This window comes from Segniliparus rugosus ATCC BAA-974 (genome assembly GCF_000185725.2).
Taxonomy (GTDB): Bacteria; Actinomycetota; Actinomycetes; order Mycobacteriales; family Mycobacteriaceae; genus Segniliparus; species Segniliparus rugosus.
Window position 1 is genome coordinate 145,348 of sequence record NZ_KI391954.1, and the last position, 15,817, is coordinate 161,164.

General features: G+C 68.7%; 18 protein-coding genes and 1 tRNA gene. 13 read left to right on the plus strand and 6 right to left on the minus strand.

Annotated features, from left to right (window positions below):
* Positions 1 to 21 precede the first annotated feature (21 nt).
* From HMPREF9336_RS10620 to HMPREF9336_RS10650, 7 genes are all read left to right on the plus strand, one after another.
* A complete protein-coding gene (locus HMPREF9336_RS10620) occupies positions 22 to 1,176 on the plus strand; it encodes an acyl-CoA dehydrogenase family protein (protein WP_007466833.1) in 1,155 nt (384 codons plus the stop codon).
* Positions 1,176 to 1,934, plus strand: coding sequence for an enoyl-CoA hydratase family protein (locus HMPREF9336_RS10625; RefSeq protein WP_007466835.1), 759 nt, complete (start codon positions 1,176 to 1,178; stop codon positions 1,932 to 1,934). Before HMPREF9336_RS10620 ends, HMPREF9336_RS10625 begins: the two co-directional genes overlap by 1 nt.
* Positions 1,935 to 2,219: 285 nt before the next feature.
* On the plus strand, positions 2,220 to 2,732 hold the full coding sequence (locus tag HMPREF9336_RS10630) for a GNAT family N-acetyltransferase (protein ID WP_007466838.1): 513 nt from the start codon (positions 2,220 to 2,222) through the stop codon (positions 2,730 to 2,732).
* 123 nt (positions 2,733 to 2,855) lie between these two features.
* Complete coding sequence (locus HMPREF9336_RS10635; protein WP_021030502.1) at positions 2,856 to 3,911, plus strand: AurF N-oxygenase family protein; 1,056 nt, start codon at positions 2,856 to 2,858, stop codon at positions 3,909 to 3,911.
* Positions 3,912 to 3,986: 75 nt separating this feature from the next.
* Entirely contained in the window at positions 3,987 to 4,328 is a 342-nt protein-coding gene (locus HMPREF9336_RS10640; protein WP_007466841.1) for a PNPOx family protein, read from the plus strand.
* A 140-nt stretch (positions 4,329 to 4,468) separates the two neighbouring features.
* Entirely contained in the window at positions 4,469 to 5,086 is a 618-nt protein-coding gene (locus HMPREF9336_RS10645; RefSeq protein WP_007466843.1) for a superoxide dismutase, read from the plus strand.
* A 24-nt stretch (positions 5,087 to 5,110) separates the two neighbouring features.
* Entirely contained in the window at positions 5,111 to 5,323 is a 213-nt protein-coding gene (locus HMPREF9336_RS10650; protein WP_021030503.1) for a hypothetical protein, read from the plus strand.
* 94 nt (positions 5,324 to 5,417) lie between these two features.
* Here HMPREF9336_RS10650 and HMPREF9336_RS10655 read toward each other — a convergent pair whose 3' ends face one another.
* Positions 5,418 to 5,624, minus strand: a complete 207-nt coding sequence (locus tag HMPREF9336_RS10655; protein ID WP_021030504.1) for a hypothetical protein — start codon at positions 5,622 to 5,624, stop codon at positions 5,418 to 5,420.
* 174 nt (positions 5,625 to 5,798) lie between these two features.
* Complete coding sequence (locus tag HMPREF9336_RS10660) at positions 5,799 to 6,464, minus strand: winged helix-turn-helix transcriptional regulator (protein WP_007466849.1); 666 nt, start codon at positions 6,462 to 6,464, stop codon at positions 5,799 to 5,801.
* Positions 6,465 to 6,553: 89 nt separating this feature from the next.
* Between HMPREF9336_RS10660 and HMPREF9336_RS17560 the strand changes: the two genes are divergently transcribed.
* From HMPREF9336_RS17560 to HMPREF9336_RS10675, 3 genes are read left to right on the plus strand one after another with little or no spacing between them, the layout of a single operon-like run.
* Positions 6,554 to 7,933 (plus strand): enoyl-CoA hydratase/isomerase family protein, encoded by a 1,380-nt coding sequence (locus HMPREF9336_RS17560; protein ID WP_021030505.1) that lies wholly within the window; start codon positions 6,554 to 6,556, stop codon positions 7,931 to 7,933.
* A 2-nt stretch (positions 7,934 to 7,935) separates the two neighbouring features.
* Positions 7,936 to 8,448 (plus strand): nuclear transport factor 2 family protein, encoded by a 513-nt coding sequence (locus tag HMPREF9336_RS10670; RefSeq protein WP_007466855.1) that lies wholly within the window; start codon positions 7,936 to 7,938, stop codon positions 8,446 to 8,448.
* On the plus strand, positions 8,445 to 9,848 hold the full coding sequence (locus tag HMPREF9336_RS10675) for a flavin monoamine oxidase family protein (RefSeq protein WP_007466858.1): 1,404 nt from the start codon (positions 8,445 to 8,447) through the stop codon (positions 9,846 to 9,848). Before HMPREF9336_RS10670 ends, HMPREF9336_RS10675 begins: the two co-directional genes overlap by 4 nt.
* Positions 9,849 to 10,504: 656 nt before the next feature.
* Here HMPREF9336_RS10675 and HMPREF9336_RS10680 read toward each other — a convergent pair.
* Positions 10,505 to 10,594 (minus strand) — tRNA-Ser (locus tag HMPREF9336_RS10680).
* Positions 10,595 to 10,865: 271 nt separating this feature from the next.
* On the opposite strand from HMPREF9336_RS10680, the gene tgt reads away from it, so the two are divergent.
* Positions 10,866 to 12,101 carry a tRNA guanosine(34) transglycosylase Tgt gene (gene tgt, locus HMPREF9336_RS10685; RefSeq protein ID WP_007466861.1) on the plus strand — a complete coding sequence of 412 codons (1,236 nt, stop codon included), beginning with the start codon at positions 10,866 to 10,868 and terminating at the stop codon, positions 12,099 to 12,101.
* A 26-nt stretch (positions 12,102 to 12,127) separates the two neighbouring features.
* Here tgt and HMPREF9336_RS10690 read toward each other — a convergent pair whose 3' ends face one another.
* On the minus strand, positions 12,128 to 12,988 hold the full coding sequence (locus HMPREF9336_RS10690) for a hypothetical protein (RefSeq protein WP_007466862.1): 861 nt from the start codon (positions 12,986 to 12,988) through the stop codon (positions 12,128 to 12,130).
* A gap of 29 nt (positions 12,989 to 13,017) precedes the next feature.
* Entirely contained in the window at positions 13,018 to 13,230 is a 213-nt protein-coding gene (locus tag HMPREF9336_RS10695; RefSeq protein ID WP_007466865.1) for a hypothetical protein, read from the minus strand.
* 126 nt (positions 13,231 to 13,356) lie between these two features.
* Here HMPREF9336_RS10695 and HMPREF9336_RS10700 point away from each other — a divergent pair, with 126 nt between their 5' ends.
* Together HMPREF9336_RS10700 and HMPREF9336_RS10705 are read left to right on the plus strand one after the other, a co-directional pair.
* On the plus strand, positions 13,357 to 14,442 hold the full coding sequence (locus HMPREF9336_RS10700; protein WP_040585794.1) for an ATP-dependent DNA ligase: 1,086 nt from the start codon (positions 13,357 to 13,359) through the stop codon (positions 14,440 to 14,442).
* Complete coding sequence (locus tag HMPREF9336_RS10705; RefSeq protein ID WP_007466869.1) at positions 14,442 to 15,473, plus strand: DNA polymerase domain-containing protein; 1,032 nt, start codon at positions 14,442 to 14,444, stop codon at positions 15,471 to 15,473. Before HMPREF9336_RS10700 ends, HMPREF9336_RS10705 begins: the two co-directional genes overlap by 1 nt.
* 31 nt (positions 15,474 to 15,504) lie before the next feature.
* Here the strand turns inward: HMPREF9336_RS10705 and HMPREF9336_RS10710 are convergent, their stop codons facing one another.
* Complete coding sequence (locus HMPREF9336_RS10710) at positions 15,505 to 15,816, minus strand: hypothetical protein (RefSeq protein ID WP_007466871.1); 312 nt, start codon at positions 15,814 to 15,816, stop codon at positions 15,505 to 15,507.
* Between the last annotated feature and the right edge of the window lies 1 nt (position 15,817).

Consider the following 15,817-nt stretch of genomic DNA (forward strand, 5'->3'; position numbering starts at 1 on the left):
GCGAAGGGCTCAGGAGGTCTCATGACAACGGAATCGCAAGAACGCCAGGAGCTGCGCGCCGCGGTGAACAAGTTCGCCGCAGGATACGGCCCGAAGTACATGGAGAAGTGCTACCAGGACGGCGAATACCCCTGGGAGCTGTGGCGCGAAGCGGGCAAGCTCGGCTTCCTCGGCGTGAACATCCCCGAGGAGTTCGGCGGCGGCGGAGCGGGCATGTACGAGCTCTCCCTCGTCGCGGAGGAGCTGAACGCGCAGGGCAGCGGCCTGCTGCTCATGGTCGTCTCCCCGGCGATCTGCGGCAACATCATCAACCGGTTCGGCACGCCCGAGCAGCGCCAGCAGTGGTTGCCCGGCCTCGGGGACGGCTCGAAGATCCTTGTTTTCGGGATCACCGAGCCGGACGCCGGGTCCAACTCGCACCGGATCACCACCACGGCCAAGCGCGACGGGTCGGACTGGCTCCTGACCGGGCGGAAAGTGTTCATCTCCGGGGTGGACGTCGCCGACGCCGTGCTGATCGTCGCGCGCACCGAGGACGCGAAGACCGGCAACCTCAAGCCCGCGCTGTTCATCGTCCCGCGCGACACCCCAGGCTTCGAGTACCAGCCCATCGATATGGCCGTCCGCCTGCCCGAGCGCCAGTTCTCGCTCTTCTTCGACGACATGCGCCTGCCCGCCGAAGCCCTGGTCGGCGACCCGGACGGGGGCATCATGCAGCTGTTCGCCGGTCTGAACCCGGAGCGGATCATGGCCGCCGCGGGCGGGGTCGGCAGCGCGCGCTACGCGTTGGACCGGGCCGTGGACTACGCCAAGACCCGCACGGTGTTCAAGGCCCCGATCGGGGCGCACCAGGCGATCTCCCACCCGCTCGCGCAGATCAAGATCGAGACGGAGCTCGCGAAGCTCATGATGCAGAAAGCAGCCGTGCTCTACGACGGCGGCGACGACTTCGGAGCCGCCGAGGCGGCCAACATGGCGAAGTACGCGGCGGCGGAGGCCAGCGTGCGCGCGATCGACCAGGCGGTGCAGACCCTCGGCGGCAACGGGCTGACCGTGGAGTACGACCTTGGCACCCAGCTGGCCAACGCCCGCATCATGCGCATCGCGCCGGTCAGCCGCGAGATGATCCTCAACTACGTCGCCACCACGTCGCTCGGCCTCCCGAAGTCCTACTGATGGCGGCGCTCGTCCACATCGAGGCCTCGGCGGGCCTCGCGACGCTGACGCTGGACTCGCCGCACAACCGCAACGCGCTCTCGCCGCTGTTGGTCGATGAGCTGCGCGCGGCCCTGCGCGCGGCGGAGGAGGACCCCGCCGTGCGCGCCGTCGTGCTGGCCCACGCGGGGAAGACGTTCTGCGCGGGCGCGGACCTCGCTTCCGCGACGGCCGAGAACGCGGACTTCGCGACGCTCGGCCTCGGCCAGTTGCTCCAACAGATCCTGGAAATGCCCAAGCCGGTCATCGCGGCAGTCGACGGGCATGTCCGGGGCGGCGGGATGGGCCTGGTGGCCGCTGCGGACATCGCCGTGGCGGGTCCGAACGCGAGCTTCGCCCTGCCCGAGGCGCGGCTCGGCGTGGCCCCTGCGGTCATCTCGCTCACCGTCCTGCCCCGGTTGGACTCGCGCTCGGCGAGCCGGTACTTCCTCACCGGCGAAACCTTCGGCTCCTCAGAGGCGCAGCGGATCGGCCTGATCACCACGGCGGCGGACGATGTCGCCGAGCAACTCGCTGCGGTCGCTGCGGTGCTGGCGAAAAGCTCCCCGCAGGGCTTGGCCGAGTCCAAGCGCCTGGTGAACGCATCCATGTTAGACCGGTTCGCCGCGTTGCCCGACCTCGCCGCGCTCTCCGCGCGCCTCTTCCACTCCGAGGAAGCCCGCGAAGGCATCACCGCGTTCCTCCAGAAGCGCGAACCATGGTGGGCAGCGCGCGGCTGAGCCGGGAATATTTCGGCGTGCTGACGGTATTCTGACAAGAGACGCCCATCACAATGCGCATGCGATCATGCGGCGAACGCTGTGCCTGCCGAACGATGGTGGAGCGTGTCGGTGGGGGGTAGCCACGCTCGACCAGTCGACCGCGCGCTCCGGGCACGTCGGGGCCTACGCCTACGCCGGCGGCTGGCCGGGCCGTCCGCTCGCGGGCAGCGGCTATCCCGAAGGGCCGACCGCCGCACGTGCGGCGGCCTTTGACTTCTTCTGCGCGCCCGGCATGATCGTCTGATGGCCCACGACATCCGCCCGTACCGCGCGGCCGATCTCGCCGCGTTGGTCGAGACGAGCCGCGCCGCCGACGAGCTGTTCGCGCGGGCGGGAATCGCGCTGCCGCCGGACGATCCGTCCGAGCTCGTGGAGCGCTGCGAAGCCATCCTGGTGGCAGGCGACCCGCTCGCGGGGTTCGTCGCGGCGGAAGAGGCGGACGGGAACCTGCACATCGCACAGTTGTCGGTGCGCCCCGAGCTGGGCAGGCGCGGGCTCGGCACGTTGCTGCTCGGAGCGGCTGCGCAGGTCGCGGCGGCCGAAGGCTTCCCCGCGCTCACGCTCACCACGTTCCGCGACGTGCCGTGGAACGGCCCGTGGTACCGAGCGCGCGGGTTCGCCGAGTTCCCGAGGGAGCGGTGGGGCAGGCGGCTGCGCGCGCTCTGGGCGGAGGAGGAGCGGTCGGGCGTCGCGGTCGCCCCCCGGATCGCGATGCGCAGGCCGGTCGGCATGGGGCGGCCGCTGTCGAGAATGTGATAGCGATCACCAAGAGAGACGCTCGGACCGCTTTACATTTCGGCTCGAATGTCTAGAATGGGTTGTATTCCACACCACTCGCTGTCACATGCAGAGACAGTCCGGAGCGACGGAGGCAACGCGATGACAAGCACAGTCGAGACACAGCGCGAGCGGCCCATGCTGGCCACGGGCGCATCGCAGACCAGGGCGAAAAGGATCGGGGACCGGGAGAAGACGGCCGCGCGGCTCTTGCGTTCGGCGGTGGAGCGCAGCTACGACGCTGAGGTGGACATCGACTGGGACGAGCCGCTGGCGGACGACAAACTCTTCGTCCCCGAGCACAGAAGCTCGCTGTACGGGACCAGGCTCTGGGACAAGCTCTCCGCCGAGCAGCGGCACGAGGTGTCGCGGCACGAGATGGCGAGCATTTTCAGCTTCGGCATCTTCGCGGAGGCCGTGCTGAGCACGTTCCTGCTCCGCCACGTCCTCTCCGGCGGGCTGGCGAATGACAGCGTCCGGTACGCGCTCGCCGAGATCGGGGACGAGGCCCGCCATTCCACCATGTTCTCCCGCGCGATCAACAAGCTCGACGTCGAGCCGTACGAACTCCCGAAAGCGCTGAACCTGCTGATCAACCTCTTCACCAGCGTGCTGCCCCCGTGTGCGACCACCTGGGGCGGGACGCTGCTCGTCGAGGAAGTCCTCGACCGGATGCAGCGCGAGGCGATCCTGGACGAAAGCGTGCAGCCGCACCTGCGCCAGATTTTCAAGATCCACGTGCTCGAAGAGGCCCGGCACATCACCTTCGCCCGCGAGGAGCTGGTGCGGACCTACCAAAAGGCGAACCGTTTCACCAAGGCGTTCCACCGGTTCATGATCGCGTTCGGCTGCTCCATCGTCATCCCGGTCGTGTACCACCCGCAGATCTACCGCCGCGTGTTGGGCATCTCCCCGCTCCGGGGCGCCCTCGTGGCGCAGCTCAACCCGAACTACCGGAAGAACGCGCAGTTCATGTGCGAGCCGATGGCCCGCTATTTCCACGAGGTCGGGCTTGTCTCCGGGCGGGTCACGCTGGCGTTGTGGAAGAGCACGCGCGGGTTGCCCGACGACCTCCACGAGGAGATCTTCGGAGCGCCCCGCAAGCAGAAGGCGCCCTCGCGCATCGGCAGGGGCTTGCGCAAGCTCATCGGGGTCTGAGCCGGCCCGCCGCGTTCTCCGACCCGCCCGGCCCGCCGCGCGGGTAGCCCGCTGCGCGTACCGCTCCTCGGCGTCGTGGCGCAATTCGAGAAACGGGCGGCGAACCCGGTGCTCCGCCTCGTGGCTCCGCACTTCGGCGTGATCCGCCACAAAGGACGCAAGAGCGGGAAAGCGCACGCCACGCTCATCACACTTGTCGCCCGCGACGAGGTCTTCTCCGTCAACCTCGGGCCGAGGCAGGGCCGCGACTGGCGCAAAAACCTCGCCTCGCCCGGCGGCATGGTCCGGCATCGCGGTGCCGACGACCTGATCAGCTCCGTCGAGGCGCGCCCCGGCGGCCGGGCTCTCATGCCGTCTGCGGCCAAAGCGCTCGTCCGGGCCGGGAGCTATGTCGCCGTGCAACCGAAGGGGTGCTGACCGAGTTTCGCCTCGTGCTGGAGAAGGTTGTCGAGCCATGGCCTCTGGTCGGCGCTTGCGCTATGATTTCGTATCACCGAAATTAAAGTTTTGGCGATACGAAATCAGCTCGTTTCCCGTATGGCAGAGAGGCCACCAGCATGTACACCCTCCCCGACCTCGCTTACGACTACGGCTCCCTGGCCCCCGCGATCACGGGGGAAATCATGGAGCTGCACCACGCCAAGCACCACGCCGCGTACGTCAAAGGGGCCAACGAAGCCATCGAGCGTCTCGCGGAGGCGCGGGCCGCTCGACAATTTGCCGCATTGCCAGGGCTGGAGCGGGCGTTAGCGTTCCATCTATCCGGCCACGGGCTGCACACGCTGTTCTGGCAGAACCTCTCGCCGAACGGGGGAGGCCGGCCCGAGGGGGAGCTCGCGGCGGCGATCGACGAGTTCTTCGGATCGTTCGACGGGTTCCGCGCAGAGATGAGCGCGGCTTCGTCGACCGTCCAGGGGTCCGGGTGGGGCGCCTTGTCCTGGGACGCGCTCGGCGGGCGGCTGGTCGTGCACCAGGTGCACGACCATCACAACAACACGGCCTTGCTCAGCTCCCCGCTATTGGTGTTCGACGCCTGGGAGCACGCGTTCTACCTGCAATACCGCAATGTCAAACCCGACTACATCGAACGCCTGTGGTCGCTGGTCGACTGGGCGGACGTGGCCGAGAGGTTCGCGGCGGCGACGAGCGGAACGGGCGCGTGGACGCTCCCGTGACCGGCGCGGACCGAGGCCAGTGCTGTGCGATTGGGCCGACAGGGAGCCTTGGCCCTCGGATCGACGAAGACCGTCGAGGCCGACGTGAACAAACTGCGGAAAGGCGTCCCGCTTTTGACACGAGCGGTCGTCGGCGTGGACCGCTTCGCGCGTTGGGCCTCCAGGCCGTCTGCCAACGAGTCGAAGAGCATGATCACGCTGCTCGCGACCGGCTACAGCAGCTGGCCGCCAAGCTGACGAGCCGCGCGGCGGTCAGGCCGACAGCGCGGGCGGAAAGCGCGGGGTCGCTCCGGGCGGGGGCTGGCCCCGCCGTGCCGCGCTGTCGCCAGCGCTACTTCTTGGTCCAGCGGGCTCGGCCGTCTGTGTCTTTGGCGCAGACCAGCGCGGTGCCGTCCGAGGCGGAGGCGGATTTGCCCTCTTGGTCCTTCGTGCAGAACTTGCCGGGGCTCGGCGCGGCGGGGTCGGCGGGCGCGCTCGGGGCGTAGGAGCCGAACAGCAGCGTTGCGCCCATAGCCAGGGCGGCGGTCAGAGTTTTCATGGCACCAGCTTCCTCGAAATCGACGCGCTCCTCAGGAACGTCTGTAGCGTACATGGGCTGCGGCCGCGACGCCGGGTATTCCGACGATTCCAGGGTTTCGGCGCATGAGTTGGGGCCGAGGGCGGCGCCTTCCCGTCATTCCGCGAACTGGGAAAGCGGTCTGGGCCGCGCGTTCTAGCTCGCCGCCCCGAGCGGCAGCAAGCCCACGAGGGCGCTGACCGCCTCCGGGTCTCCGTCCACGACGATGTCGCGGCTCGCGAGCAGCTCGGAGAGGGCTCCGGCTCCGGAGATGATTGACGCGAGCGCTGCGATGGTCGAGGTGATGACGGCATCGGCGGGGCCGGGCTGTTTTCCGGGGAGGACTTCGGCCCGGCCGTCGTGGATGTGGAGCCTGGCGAAACTCCCCTCGATGTCGAAGTCGTACACGGTTTCGACTCCGCTGAGCTGGTCGGGATCGATGAGCTGCGCGATCATGGCCAGGCCCCATTCCGCCCGGTAGGCTTCGCGGTCGCCAGGGCCGCCGTCGAGCAGGTTCCTCATGCCCCACAGGGCGAGGGGGGCCATGGCCCGCGCGAGGGCCCAGCCGGATTCCGTGAGCTCGTACACGACGGAGGCGGCGGGGGGAGGGAGCTGGGAGCGGACGACCAGGCCATCTGCTTCGAGCTGTTTGACCCGCGAGGCCAACAGGCTGCTGCCGACCCCTTCGAGCGAGGTGGCGAGGTCTGTGTACCGCTTCGGGCCCGAGGCCAGCTCTCGGACGATGAGCAGCGTCCACCTTTCTCCGATGAGGTCCAGGGCGCGGGCGAGGCCGCAAAACTGCTCGTAACTGCGTCGGCTCATCCCGCCAGTGTAACAGCGAGGGGATGTTCCAAAACTAGTTACTTCAAATATTTATTGACTTACTTCAAAAATTTATGTAATGTCGCGGCATGGACCATTTGGCCTTCTCCTCCCAGCGGATCGCCACCGAGCGCGTCGGGCGCGTGCTCGTCGTGCGCTTCGGCAATCCGCCCTATCATTTGTTCGACGAGCGGACGAATATCGAGTTCGCCGAGCTGATGCGGCGGTTGTCGCGCGACCGTTCGGTCGGCGCGGTCGTGCTGACCGGCCAGGCCGACACGCTCACCCATCTGGACGTGCGGGATGTGCTCGAAGCCGTTCGCCTCCTGCCCCCGCTCGGGTACCGCAGCGCTCGCGCGGTCGCCGCCGCGGCCTCCCTCGCCAGCGGCTTCCGTCCTGTGGATCGCCTCCTGAGGGGCACCCCGCTGCGCGGCGCTATGTTGCTTCCCAGGGTGTACGGCGCGTTGCGCCGGATCACCGAGATGGACAAGCCGGTCATCGCGGCCCTCAACGGCACTGCGGTGGCGCTGGGCTGCGTGATCGCTTTGGCGTGCGACACGCGGGTCGCCGCAGACGGCGACTACGCGATCGGTCTGCCCGAAAGCGTCGCGGGGATTCTTGCGGGCGGCGGCGGGACGCAGCAATTGATTCGGACCGTGGGCAGGGCGAAAGCGTTGGAGATGCTCTTGACCGGACGGCTGATGACGCCGCGCGAGGCGTTGGCGGCCGGACTGGTGGACCGGGTCGTCCCGCCGGAGGAGTTGGAGCGGACAGCTTTGGCGGTCGCCGCCGAGCTGGCCTCCCGGTCCCCGGTCGTGGTCCGCGAGCTGAAGCGATTGGCCCGCCACACCCAGCACAAGCCCGCTGGAGCCGCCATGCGAATGGAAGCGGCGGGTTTCATCGCCGCTGTCACGCAACCGGGGACTCGCGTCGCGCTCGCGGCGATGGACTCCGCGCTGCGAGCAGCGGGCGCGCCGCCGGGGCGAGCGCGGAAGCCGCGTGGCGGGCGCACCGGGGAGGACATCATGCGTGAGAAGACCTGGAAGCTCTTGCTCCTCTTGCTCGCGGCGCAGTTCCTACTGCAAGGAGCGTGGGCGGCGTTCGACGCGGACGGGTTCAGCCGGACCGTCGCCGACTACGGGGCGACGAACGAGCACTTGGTGCACGACTACGCCGCCGCGTCGACAACGTTCGGAGCGGCGCTCGTGAGAGCGGTGTTCCAAACCAGGTGGCGGACTCCGGCATTGGCCACGTCGGCGATCTGGAGCGCTCTGCACGGACTCTCCCACATCATCGACATCGCGAAACCGCGCCACGCGCTCACCGGACCGCTCGAAGCGATCCTGCTCGTGCTCTCCACGGCGGTGTTCGCGGCGCTCGTCGCCGCCAGCGCGCGGCAAGACCGCGCCGACGGCGCGAAGGCTCACGGCAGGACAGCCGCGCACCAGGCAAAGAGAAAGGAAATCTGACGATGGAGCACGACGCGCGCCGACCGGATCCGCCGCGCCTCTCCTCGGACCCGAGAGGGTTCGTCGCCGAGGCGGAGCGCATGACCAACGCCCGCGACATCGCGGCCATCAGGCCGATCTTCGGGCCGGAGGCGACATGGACCTCGGTGATCGACGGGATCGTCATGACAGCTGCTGGCCACGACGAGATCCTGCGGAAGTGGGAGGTCATGTGCAGATTCATGGACCTCAGAGAGATGTTCGTGCGCAAAACGCTCGTCGCGAGCGGGGCTGACGTCGTCGTCAACGAATGGACCGGCGTCGTCGCGGGCAGGCCGAACGCGCGAGGGGTCGAGGTTTGGCACTTCGACGCTTCGGGGCGCGTCGACAGGCAACAGCTCTACGGCTACCTCAACACCGGCCCGGAGACGGGCGTCGCCCGCAACGCCCGCATGTTCGCGACCTCCCCGATCACGGCGGCGGCGTTCGCGTTCGCCCGGCTCTCCGTCAAATTCAATGGAAAGGGAAACTCATGAAAACCACGCACACCGAAGCCGTCGTGATCGGAGCCGGGCTGTCCGGCCTCGCCTCGGCCCGCGAACTGCGCCGCTCGGGGATCGAGGTGGCGCTGCTCGAAGCCAGGGACAGGGTGGGCGGACGCACGCTCAACCACCCGATCGGCGACGGCAAGGCCGTCGAGCTCGGCGGCCAATGGATCGGCCCTGGCCAGGACGAGATCGCGGCCCTCGCGGACGAGCTGGGCATACCGACGTTCCCCACGCACGACGCCGGCAAGAAACTGTTCGAGCACAGCGGCCATGTCGTCGCGTACAACGGCACCGTGCCGAAAGCCGGGCCCATCGGGACCGCCGAGTTCGGGATCGCGGTGCTCAGACTCGAGCGCATGGCGAAACGTGTGCCTCCCCGCGCCCCGTGGGAAGCGCCCCGCGCCAAAGCATGGGACAGGGAGACATTCGCCTCGTGGATACGCCGGAACGCTCGCTCCCGCTTCGCCAGAGAAGCCCTGACGCTCTGGAGCGAAAGCGTCCTCGCCGTCGATCCGGCGGACATCTCGCTGCTCCACGTCCTCGCCCACGCGAGCGCCCACCGAGGAGTGATCGCCTTGTGCTCCACGACCGGGGGCGCCCAGGAGCGCCGCGTCGTCGGCGGCTCCCAACGCATCGCGCTCGCCCTCGCCGAAGAACTCGCCGAATGCCTTCGGCTGCGGCAGCCCGTGCGCCGGATCGAGCACGGCGACTTCGTGCGGGTGCACACCGACCACGCCGTTTTCGAGGCGAAGCACGTCATCGTCGCCATGAGCCCGACCATGGCCGGACGGCTCTGCTACGACCCCCCGCTCCCGCCGGAACGGGACCAGCTCGCGCAGCACATGCCGATGGGGTCGATCGTGAAATGCGTCGCCGTGTACGACGAGCCCTTCTGGCGGAAGTCCGGGCGCTCTGGGCAGGCGCTCAGCGACCGGGGGCCGGTGAAGTTCGCGTTCGACAACTCTCCGCCCGACGGCAACCCCGGCGTGCTCCTCGGCTTCGTCGCGGGCGCGCACGCGCGCAGCTTCAGCCAGCTGGCTCCCGAAGTCCGCAAACAGCGGGCACTCGACTGCTTCACGCGCTGGTTCGGCCCCGAGGCGGACCAGCCTCGCGACTACGTCGAGAAGGCATGGGCGCAAGACGAGTGGGCTCGCGGAGGCTACTTCGGCTACATGCCTCCAGGCGTGTGGACAACGCTGGGCCCCGCCCTCGGCAGACCCGTCGGACGGTTGCATTGGGCGGGCTCGGAAACCTCGGGAGTGTGCATGGGATCTATGGACGGGGCCATCCGGGCCGGAAAGCGAGCGGCGGCCGAAGTCGTCGACGATATCTGCGCAGGACCGCGGCCGATGTGTCTGAACGGCGCGACCAGCGAACTTCTCGGCTGATTTCGGTTGCCGCCCGTGCAGGCGAAGCCCGCAGAGGGCGCCTCATCGGCGGCGACGCGGACCCGGCGGACCGCAGATTGAGCGCCGGCTGTGGATCATGATGGCGAAACCGGCGATGGCTCCGGCCCCGATAGTGAAGAACACGAGCGCCTGTAGCTCGGCCAAGGCGCCGTTGAGCCGTCCCGGTTTCCCGGACGAGGTCGGCGTCTCCGATCATGCACGCTGGCGGCGAGAGCGCGGGGGCAGGTCAATTCGCGACCAAGGAGCCGAAGCGAACACGCGGAGAGCGTGGGCACGGATCGATTCCACAAGCTATCGCGGATTCTCAAGACGGCCGACCGCGCCAATAGGGCACAGGCGGTTCGAGCGGAACTCCACGATGCTATGCCGCCGACTACGGGCGCGTTGATTGCGCTGCTCACAGATCTGATTCCGCAGGTTCCGGTACGGCCAGAGGGACATTGCAACCGCAGAGATATGGCCGACCGCCGCCTGAGCCTTCTCCGCGACCGAAAGGGCACCGGATCTCACGCCATCGGGAGCGTGCCTGAAATGAGTTAGCAAATGCTTTGTGCTCCACGTTTGCTCCACGAAACGCGGTTCTTAGCAGACGGGCATGGCGAGTGCCATCTATAAATAGCCCCTGATCAGGGCTTTGGCGGAGACGGAGGGATTTGAACCCTCGGCCCGGTTGCCCGGGCAACACATTAGCAGTGTGTCCCATTCGGCCGCTCTGGCACGTCTCCATCGCTCTAGCGACTGGGGAGTCTACCTGGTTCCGGGACGCCCTGTCCATTCCGATCCCGGCTCGCACGTGTTTTCGCGGTCCTCGATCATTGGGCCGACCGGGATTGGGTACAGTGAACGCCACCGCAGGAGACCTCCAGCCGCGAAACCGGGCTGGTCGACAAGCCGTCGACAGCGGGGAGGAAAGGAGACGACCGTGGTGCTGAGCATGGCAAAGCTGTCGGCCTGGTCCTGCTCTTCCGCCTGTTCCGGCGCAGGGGCCGGGGCGCGGTGAGGCTGAGCTTCAGCCTGGCGCGGCGGCTGTCCGGCTCCCAAGGCCGCGCGGGGGTGATCCACACGCCGCACGGCGAGATCGAGACTCCCGCGTTCATCCCGGTGGGCACGGCGGCTGCGGTGAAGACGGTGCTTCCCGGCCTCGTGTCGGGGCTGGGGGCGCAGGCGGTGCTCTCCAACGCCTACCACCTCTATCTGCGCCCTGGTCCGCAGTTGATGGCGGAGGCGGGCGGCCTCGGCGCGTTCATGGGCTGGCCGGGGCCGACGTACACCGACTCGGGCGGTTTCCAAGTCCTCTCGCTCGGCGCGGGCCACCGCAAGATCCTGGCGATGGACACGTCGGGGCTGGGCGCGGAGCAGGTGATCGCGAAGCCCGAGGCGCGGCTGGCGAAGGTGGACGAGGACGGGGTGACGTTCAAGTCCCATATCGACGGTTCGAAGCACCGGTTCACCCCGGAGGTGTCGATCTCGGTCCAGCGCGACATCGGGGCGGACATCATGTTCGCCTTCGACGAGTTGACGACTCTGCTGCACAGCGAGGATTACCAGCGCGCTTCGGTGGAGCGCACGTTGCGCTGGGCGCGGCGCTGCCTCGCCGAGCACAACCGGGGCGGCGGGCTGGCGACGGCCACCGGCGCGCCGCAGTCGTTGTGGGCGGTGGTGCAGGGGGCGCAGTACGAGTACCTGCGCAGGCGTTGCGCGAAGGAGCTTGTGGCGATGAGCGAGGCGGACGAGGCCGAGGGCGGGGTCGGGTTCGGCGGCTTCGGCATCGGCGGGGCCATCGCGAAAGAGCGCCTCGGTGAGATCATCGGCTGGGTCTCGGGCGAGCTGCCCGAGCGCAAACCCCGGCATGTGTTGGGCGTGGGGGAGCCGGACGACCTGTTCGCCGCAGTCGAATCGGGCGGGGACACTTTCGACTGCGTCTCGCCGACGCGCCTGGCCCGCAACGGCGTGGTGTTCAGCTGGGATGGGCGCTACCATGTCACGAACGCCCGGTTCCGGCGCGATTTCCGCCCGCTGGACGAGGGGCTGTCGAATTTGTCCGCCGGGTTCACCCGCGCCTACATCCACCATTTGTTCAAGATCCGCGAGCCGCTCGCGGGCACGCTGGTGAGCGTGCACAACATGAGCTTCTTGGTGACGCTTATGGCGAGGATGCGGGCCGCGATTCTCGAGGACCGCTACGAGGAGTACAAGGCGGAGACGCTCGGCCGGTACTACGCGAAGCGCTGAGCGCGCGGCTGCTCGGAGCCCGGAGGTCAGACCAGCTGGCCGTCGATGGCCGCCAGGGCCCGCGCGAGCTCGCCGCCTTCGAGGTTCTCCTGGACGAGTTCGCGCAGACGCGCTTCGCCGCCCGCCTCGACGACGGTCTGCGCGAAGCGCGCCATGCCCTCGTCGTCCAGCCGCCCCACGAGCAGCGTCGCGAGCTTGTGGCGGCTGGACGACGAGATCCTGGTGAGCGCGGAGAACCCGGCCATGATGGTTTCGGCTTTGCCGGTGCCGAAGCTGTCCACGATGGGCAGGAGCCGTTCCTCGGGCAGCGCCGCGAGCAGCTCCTCCAGCTTCTGCGAGTCGGTGGTGTAGGCGAGGGTGCGCGTGATCGCCTCGCGGTCGTCCACTTCCCGCTCCACCGCGAGCAACAGGTCCACGGGAGCCTGTTCCATCAGCACCGCGGCCGAGGCGTAGTGGCCGTCGGCGAGCAGGCGGCGCACCGCCGGGGCCCACACGCGGATGGGCACCACAGCCGTGAGCGTCGGCACCGTTCTCGGGTCGAGGTAGCGCAGCGTTTGGGCGACGAACGGCACCCGCAACCGGCGCAGGAGGCCGTTGAGCCGGTCGGCGTGGTCCTTGGCGAGCGAATTGGCGACGGCTGCGGCGACCATCGGCCCCACGACCTTCTCGGCGAGCGTTGCGACCACCGGGTCGGGGACCATCGGGGCGACTTTGCTGATCGCCGCGACCTGCTGCTCCTGCGCGTCGAACTTCAGATCCGAGATACGCATCCGCAGCTGGGCCAGATTCTCCGGGCCGAGCCGTTCGAGGTGGCTGACTTTCTCCAGGGGGACGCCGAGCAGGTCGGCGAGCAAATAGGTCTGCGCCCTCGCGACGAAGTCGCTCATTGTTGTCTCCTTACGCCTTCGTCGAGCGGTCAGTTGAAGAACATCGCCCGGATCGGGATGCGGATGAAGAAGGGCAGGTTGTCCAGCGCGGTCATGGCGGCCTCGTGCAGTTCCTCCTGCTCGCGGCCTTTTGCCTCGAGCACCATGATGCGCAGCTGGCGGGCCTCCTCGTCGGTGAGCTGGTCTAAGAAGTCCAAACCGCCGCCCAATGTCTCCCGCAGCCGCGTCGTGCTCTCGCTCAAGGAATCCCTGCCGTTCTGTGTCGATCAGTCCGCGTGAGTCGCGCTATGGCGGATTATAGTGCGGACGCGCCCATCAAACTCTCATACGAGGTGGCGGATGTCAAAGCGGCTCGCGTCTGCGGCAATATGGACGGCATGGCACTTGCCCCACCGTTCGCGCCGATGCTCGCCAAGGCGGCTGAAGCGGTGCCCGACCAGGGCGACCCGCCGTGTTGGAGCTACGAGCCGAAGTGGGACGGGTTCCGGGGGATCGTGTTCTGGGACGGCAGCGAGGCGCGGATCGGCTCGCGCGGCGAGAAGGAACTCACGCGGTATTTCCCAGAGCTTTGCGAGGCGTTGGCGCGGGCTTTGCCTCGGTCGGGGGTGTTCGACGGCGAGATCGTCGTGCCGCAGGTCGAGGACGGGAGGGCGTGTCTGGACTGGGACGCGCTGTCGGCCAGGATCCATCCGGCGGCGAGCCGGATCAAACTGCTCGCCGAGACCACGCCCGCGCATTTCGTCGCGTTCGACCTGGTGGAAGAGGACGGGGCGGGGTTGCTCGACGAGCCGTTCGCCGTCCGCCGCGAGCGGCTTGAGCGGCTGTTCCGCCCGACCGGCACCTGCCACCTCTCGGTGGCGACGACCGACGGCGCGCTGGCCGCGCGCTGGTTCGCCGAATTCGAGGGCGCGGGGTTGGACGGCGTGGTCGCCAAACGCCTGGACGGGCCGTACCGGCCTGGCAAACGGGACATGGTGAAGGTGAAGCATTCGCGGACTGCGGACTGCGTCGTCATCGGCTACCGGCCGCATCAGAAGGGCGTCGGGGTGGGCTCGCTCATGTTGGGCCTCTACGCGGACGGCGGATTCCACTTGGTCGGGGGAGCGGGCTCGTTCTCGAACGAGGTGCGCCGGGAGCTGTTGGAGACGCTCGCGCCGCTGGAGACCGGCGAGGAGGCCTCGGGGGAGGCGAACCGGTGGAAGAAGGCCGAGCGGGCGAAGTACGTGCCGGTGCGCCCGGAGCTGGTGGTCGAGGTCGCGTACGACCAAATGCTCCCTGGCGGGCTCGGCTGGCAAGCCCGCCAGGACAGCCCTCGGGAGGCGCGTCCAGGGAGCCGTTTCCGGCACGCGGCCACATTGCTGCGGTTCCGGCCCGACCGAGAGCCGGAAAGCTGCGGCTTCGACCAGGTGGCCGCGCCGAAGCGCTACGACGTGCGACAGATTTGGGCCGACTGATGCCGACTCGGGACAACGCCGCCGGCGGGCGGGCTCCTGCGGAGGAGGTCGAGGTCGAGGGGATCTCGGTGCGGCTGTCGAATCCGGACAAGGTGTATTTCCCAGAACTCGGCCCTCGGGGCTCGAAGCGCGCCCTCTTCGAACACTACCGCAAGCTCGCGGTCGCGGACGGCCCGATCCTGCGCGCGCTGCGCGGCAGGCCGGTCAACCTGCAACGTTTCCCGGACGGGATCGAAGGGGAGGCGATCTATCAGAAGCACGCCCCGAAGGGCAAGCCCGACTATGTCGCGACCGCGCAGGTGACCTTCCCATCGGGGCGGCACGCGGATTCCGTGGTGGTGGAGCGTCCGGCGGACGTGCTGTGGGCGGTGAACCTCGGGACAGTGACTTTCCACCCGTGGCCGTGCCACGTTCCGGACACGGAACACCCCGACGAGCTGCGGGTGGACCTGGACCCGCAGCCGGGGACGACGTTCGCTGACGCGCGCCGGATCGCGCTCGACGTGCTGCGCCCCGTGCTCGGCGAGTTCGGGCTCGCCGGAGTCCCGAAGACCTCGGGGGGACGCGGCCTGCACGTGCTGATCCCGATCCAGCCCCGGTGGGGGTTCGTCGACGTGCGCCGGGCGGGGATCGCGCTGGCGCAGGAGGTGGTGCGCCGCAGCGGCGACCGGGCGACGCTCTCCTGGTGGAAAGAGGAGCGGGGCGAGCGGATCTTCATCGACTACAACCAAAACGCGCGGGATCGGACGCTGGCGGCCCCGTATTCGGTCCGCGCGACTCCGGCCGCGACCGTCTCGATGCCGCTGACCTGGGCGGCGCTCGAAGACGCGGAGCCGGGGGACTTCACGGTCGAGAACGCCGCGGACTACGCGCTCGGACAGCCGGACCCCTTTGCGGGCCAAGAGCCGGGGTCTTTGGAGAGGCTGCTGGAGCAGGAGACGCCGCTCTTGCCGTACCCGCCGCAGTATCCGAAGATGCCGGACGAGCCCAAGCGGGTGCAGCCGAGCAAGGACAAGGACCGGAAAGGCTGACTCGCCGTGCCGCCGCCCCTGCCCCGGCTTGTCACCGGGGTTGTTGCGGCGGCTGCGGTCCTGCCCAGTGCTGCGGCTCCTGCTGGGAGCCTGCCCAATGTTGCGGGGGTTGCTGCCATTGCGGCGGAGCGCTCGGGTAGCCGCCCTGCGCGGGGCCGGGTTGCTGCCATTGCGGCGGGGCCTGGACGGGCTGCGGAGCCTGCGGCTGCGGCGCGGAGGCCGCCCGCTCGGCGAGCATCGCTTTGCGCAGTGCGACAAGCTCGTCTGCCGCCTCGGCGAAATGCACGCCGATCACGCGCAGCCGCCGGGCGAGTTGGTCAAAAAGATCGTCTGCTTCGCTCATG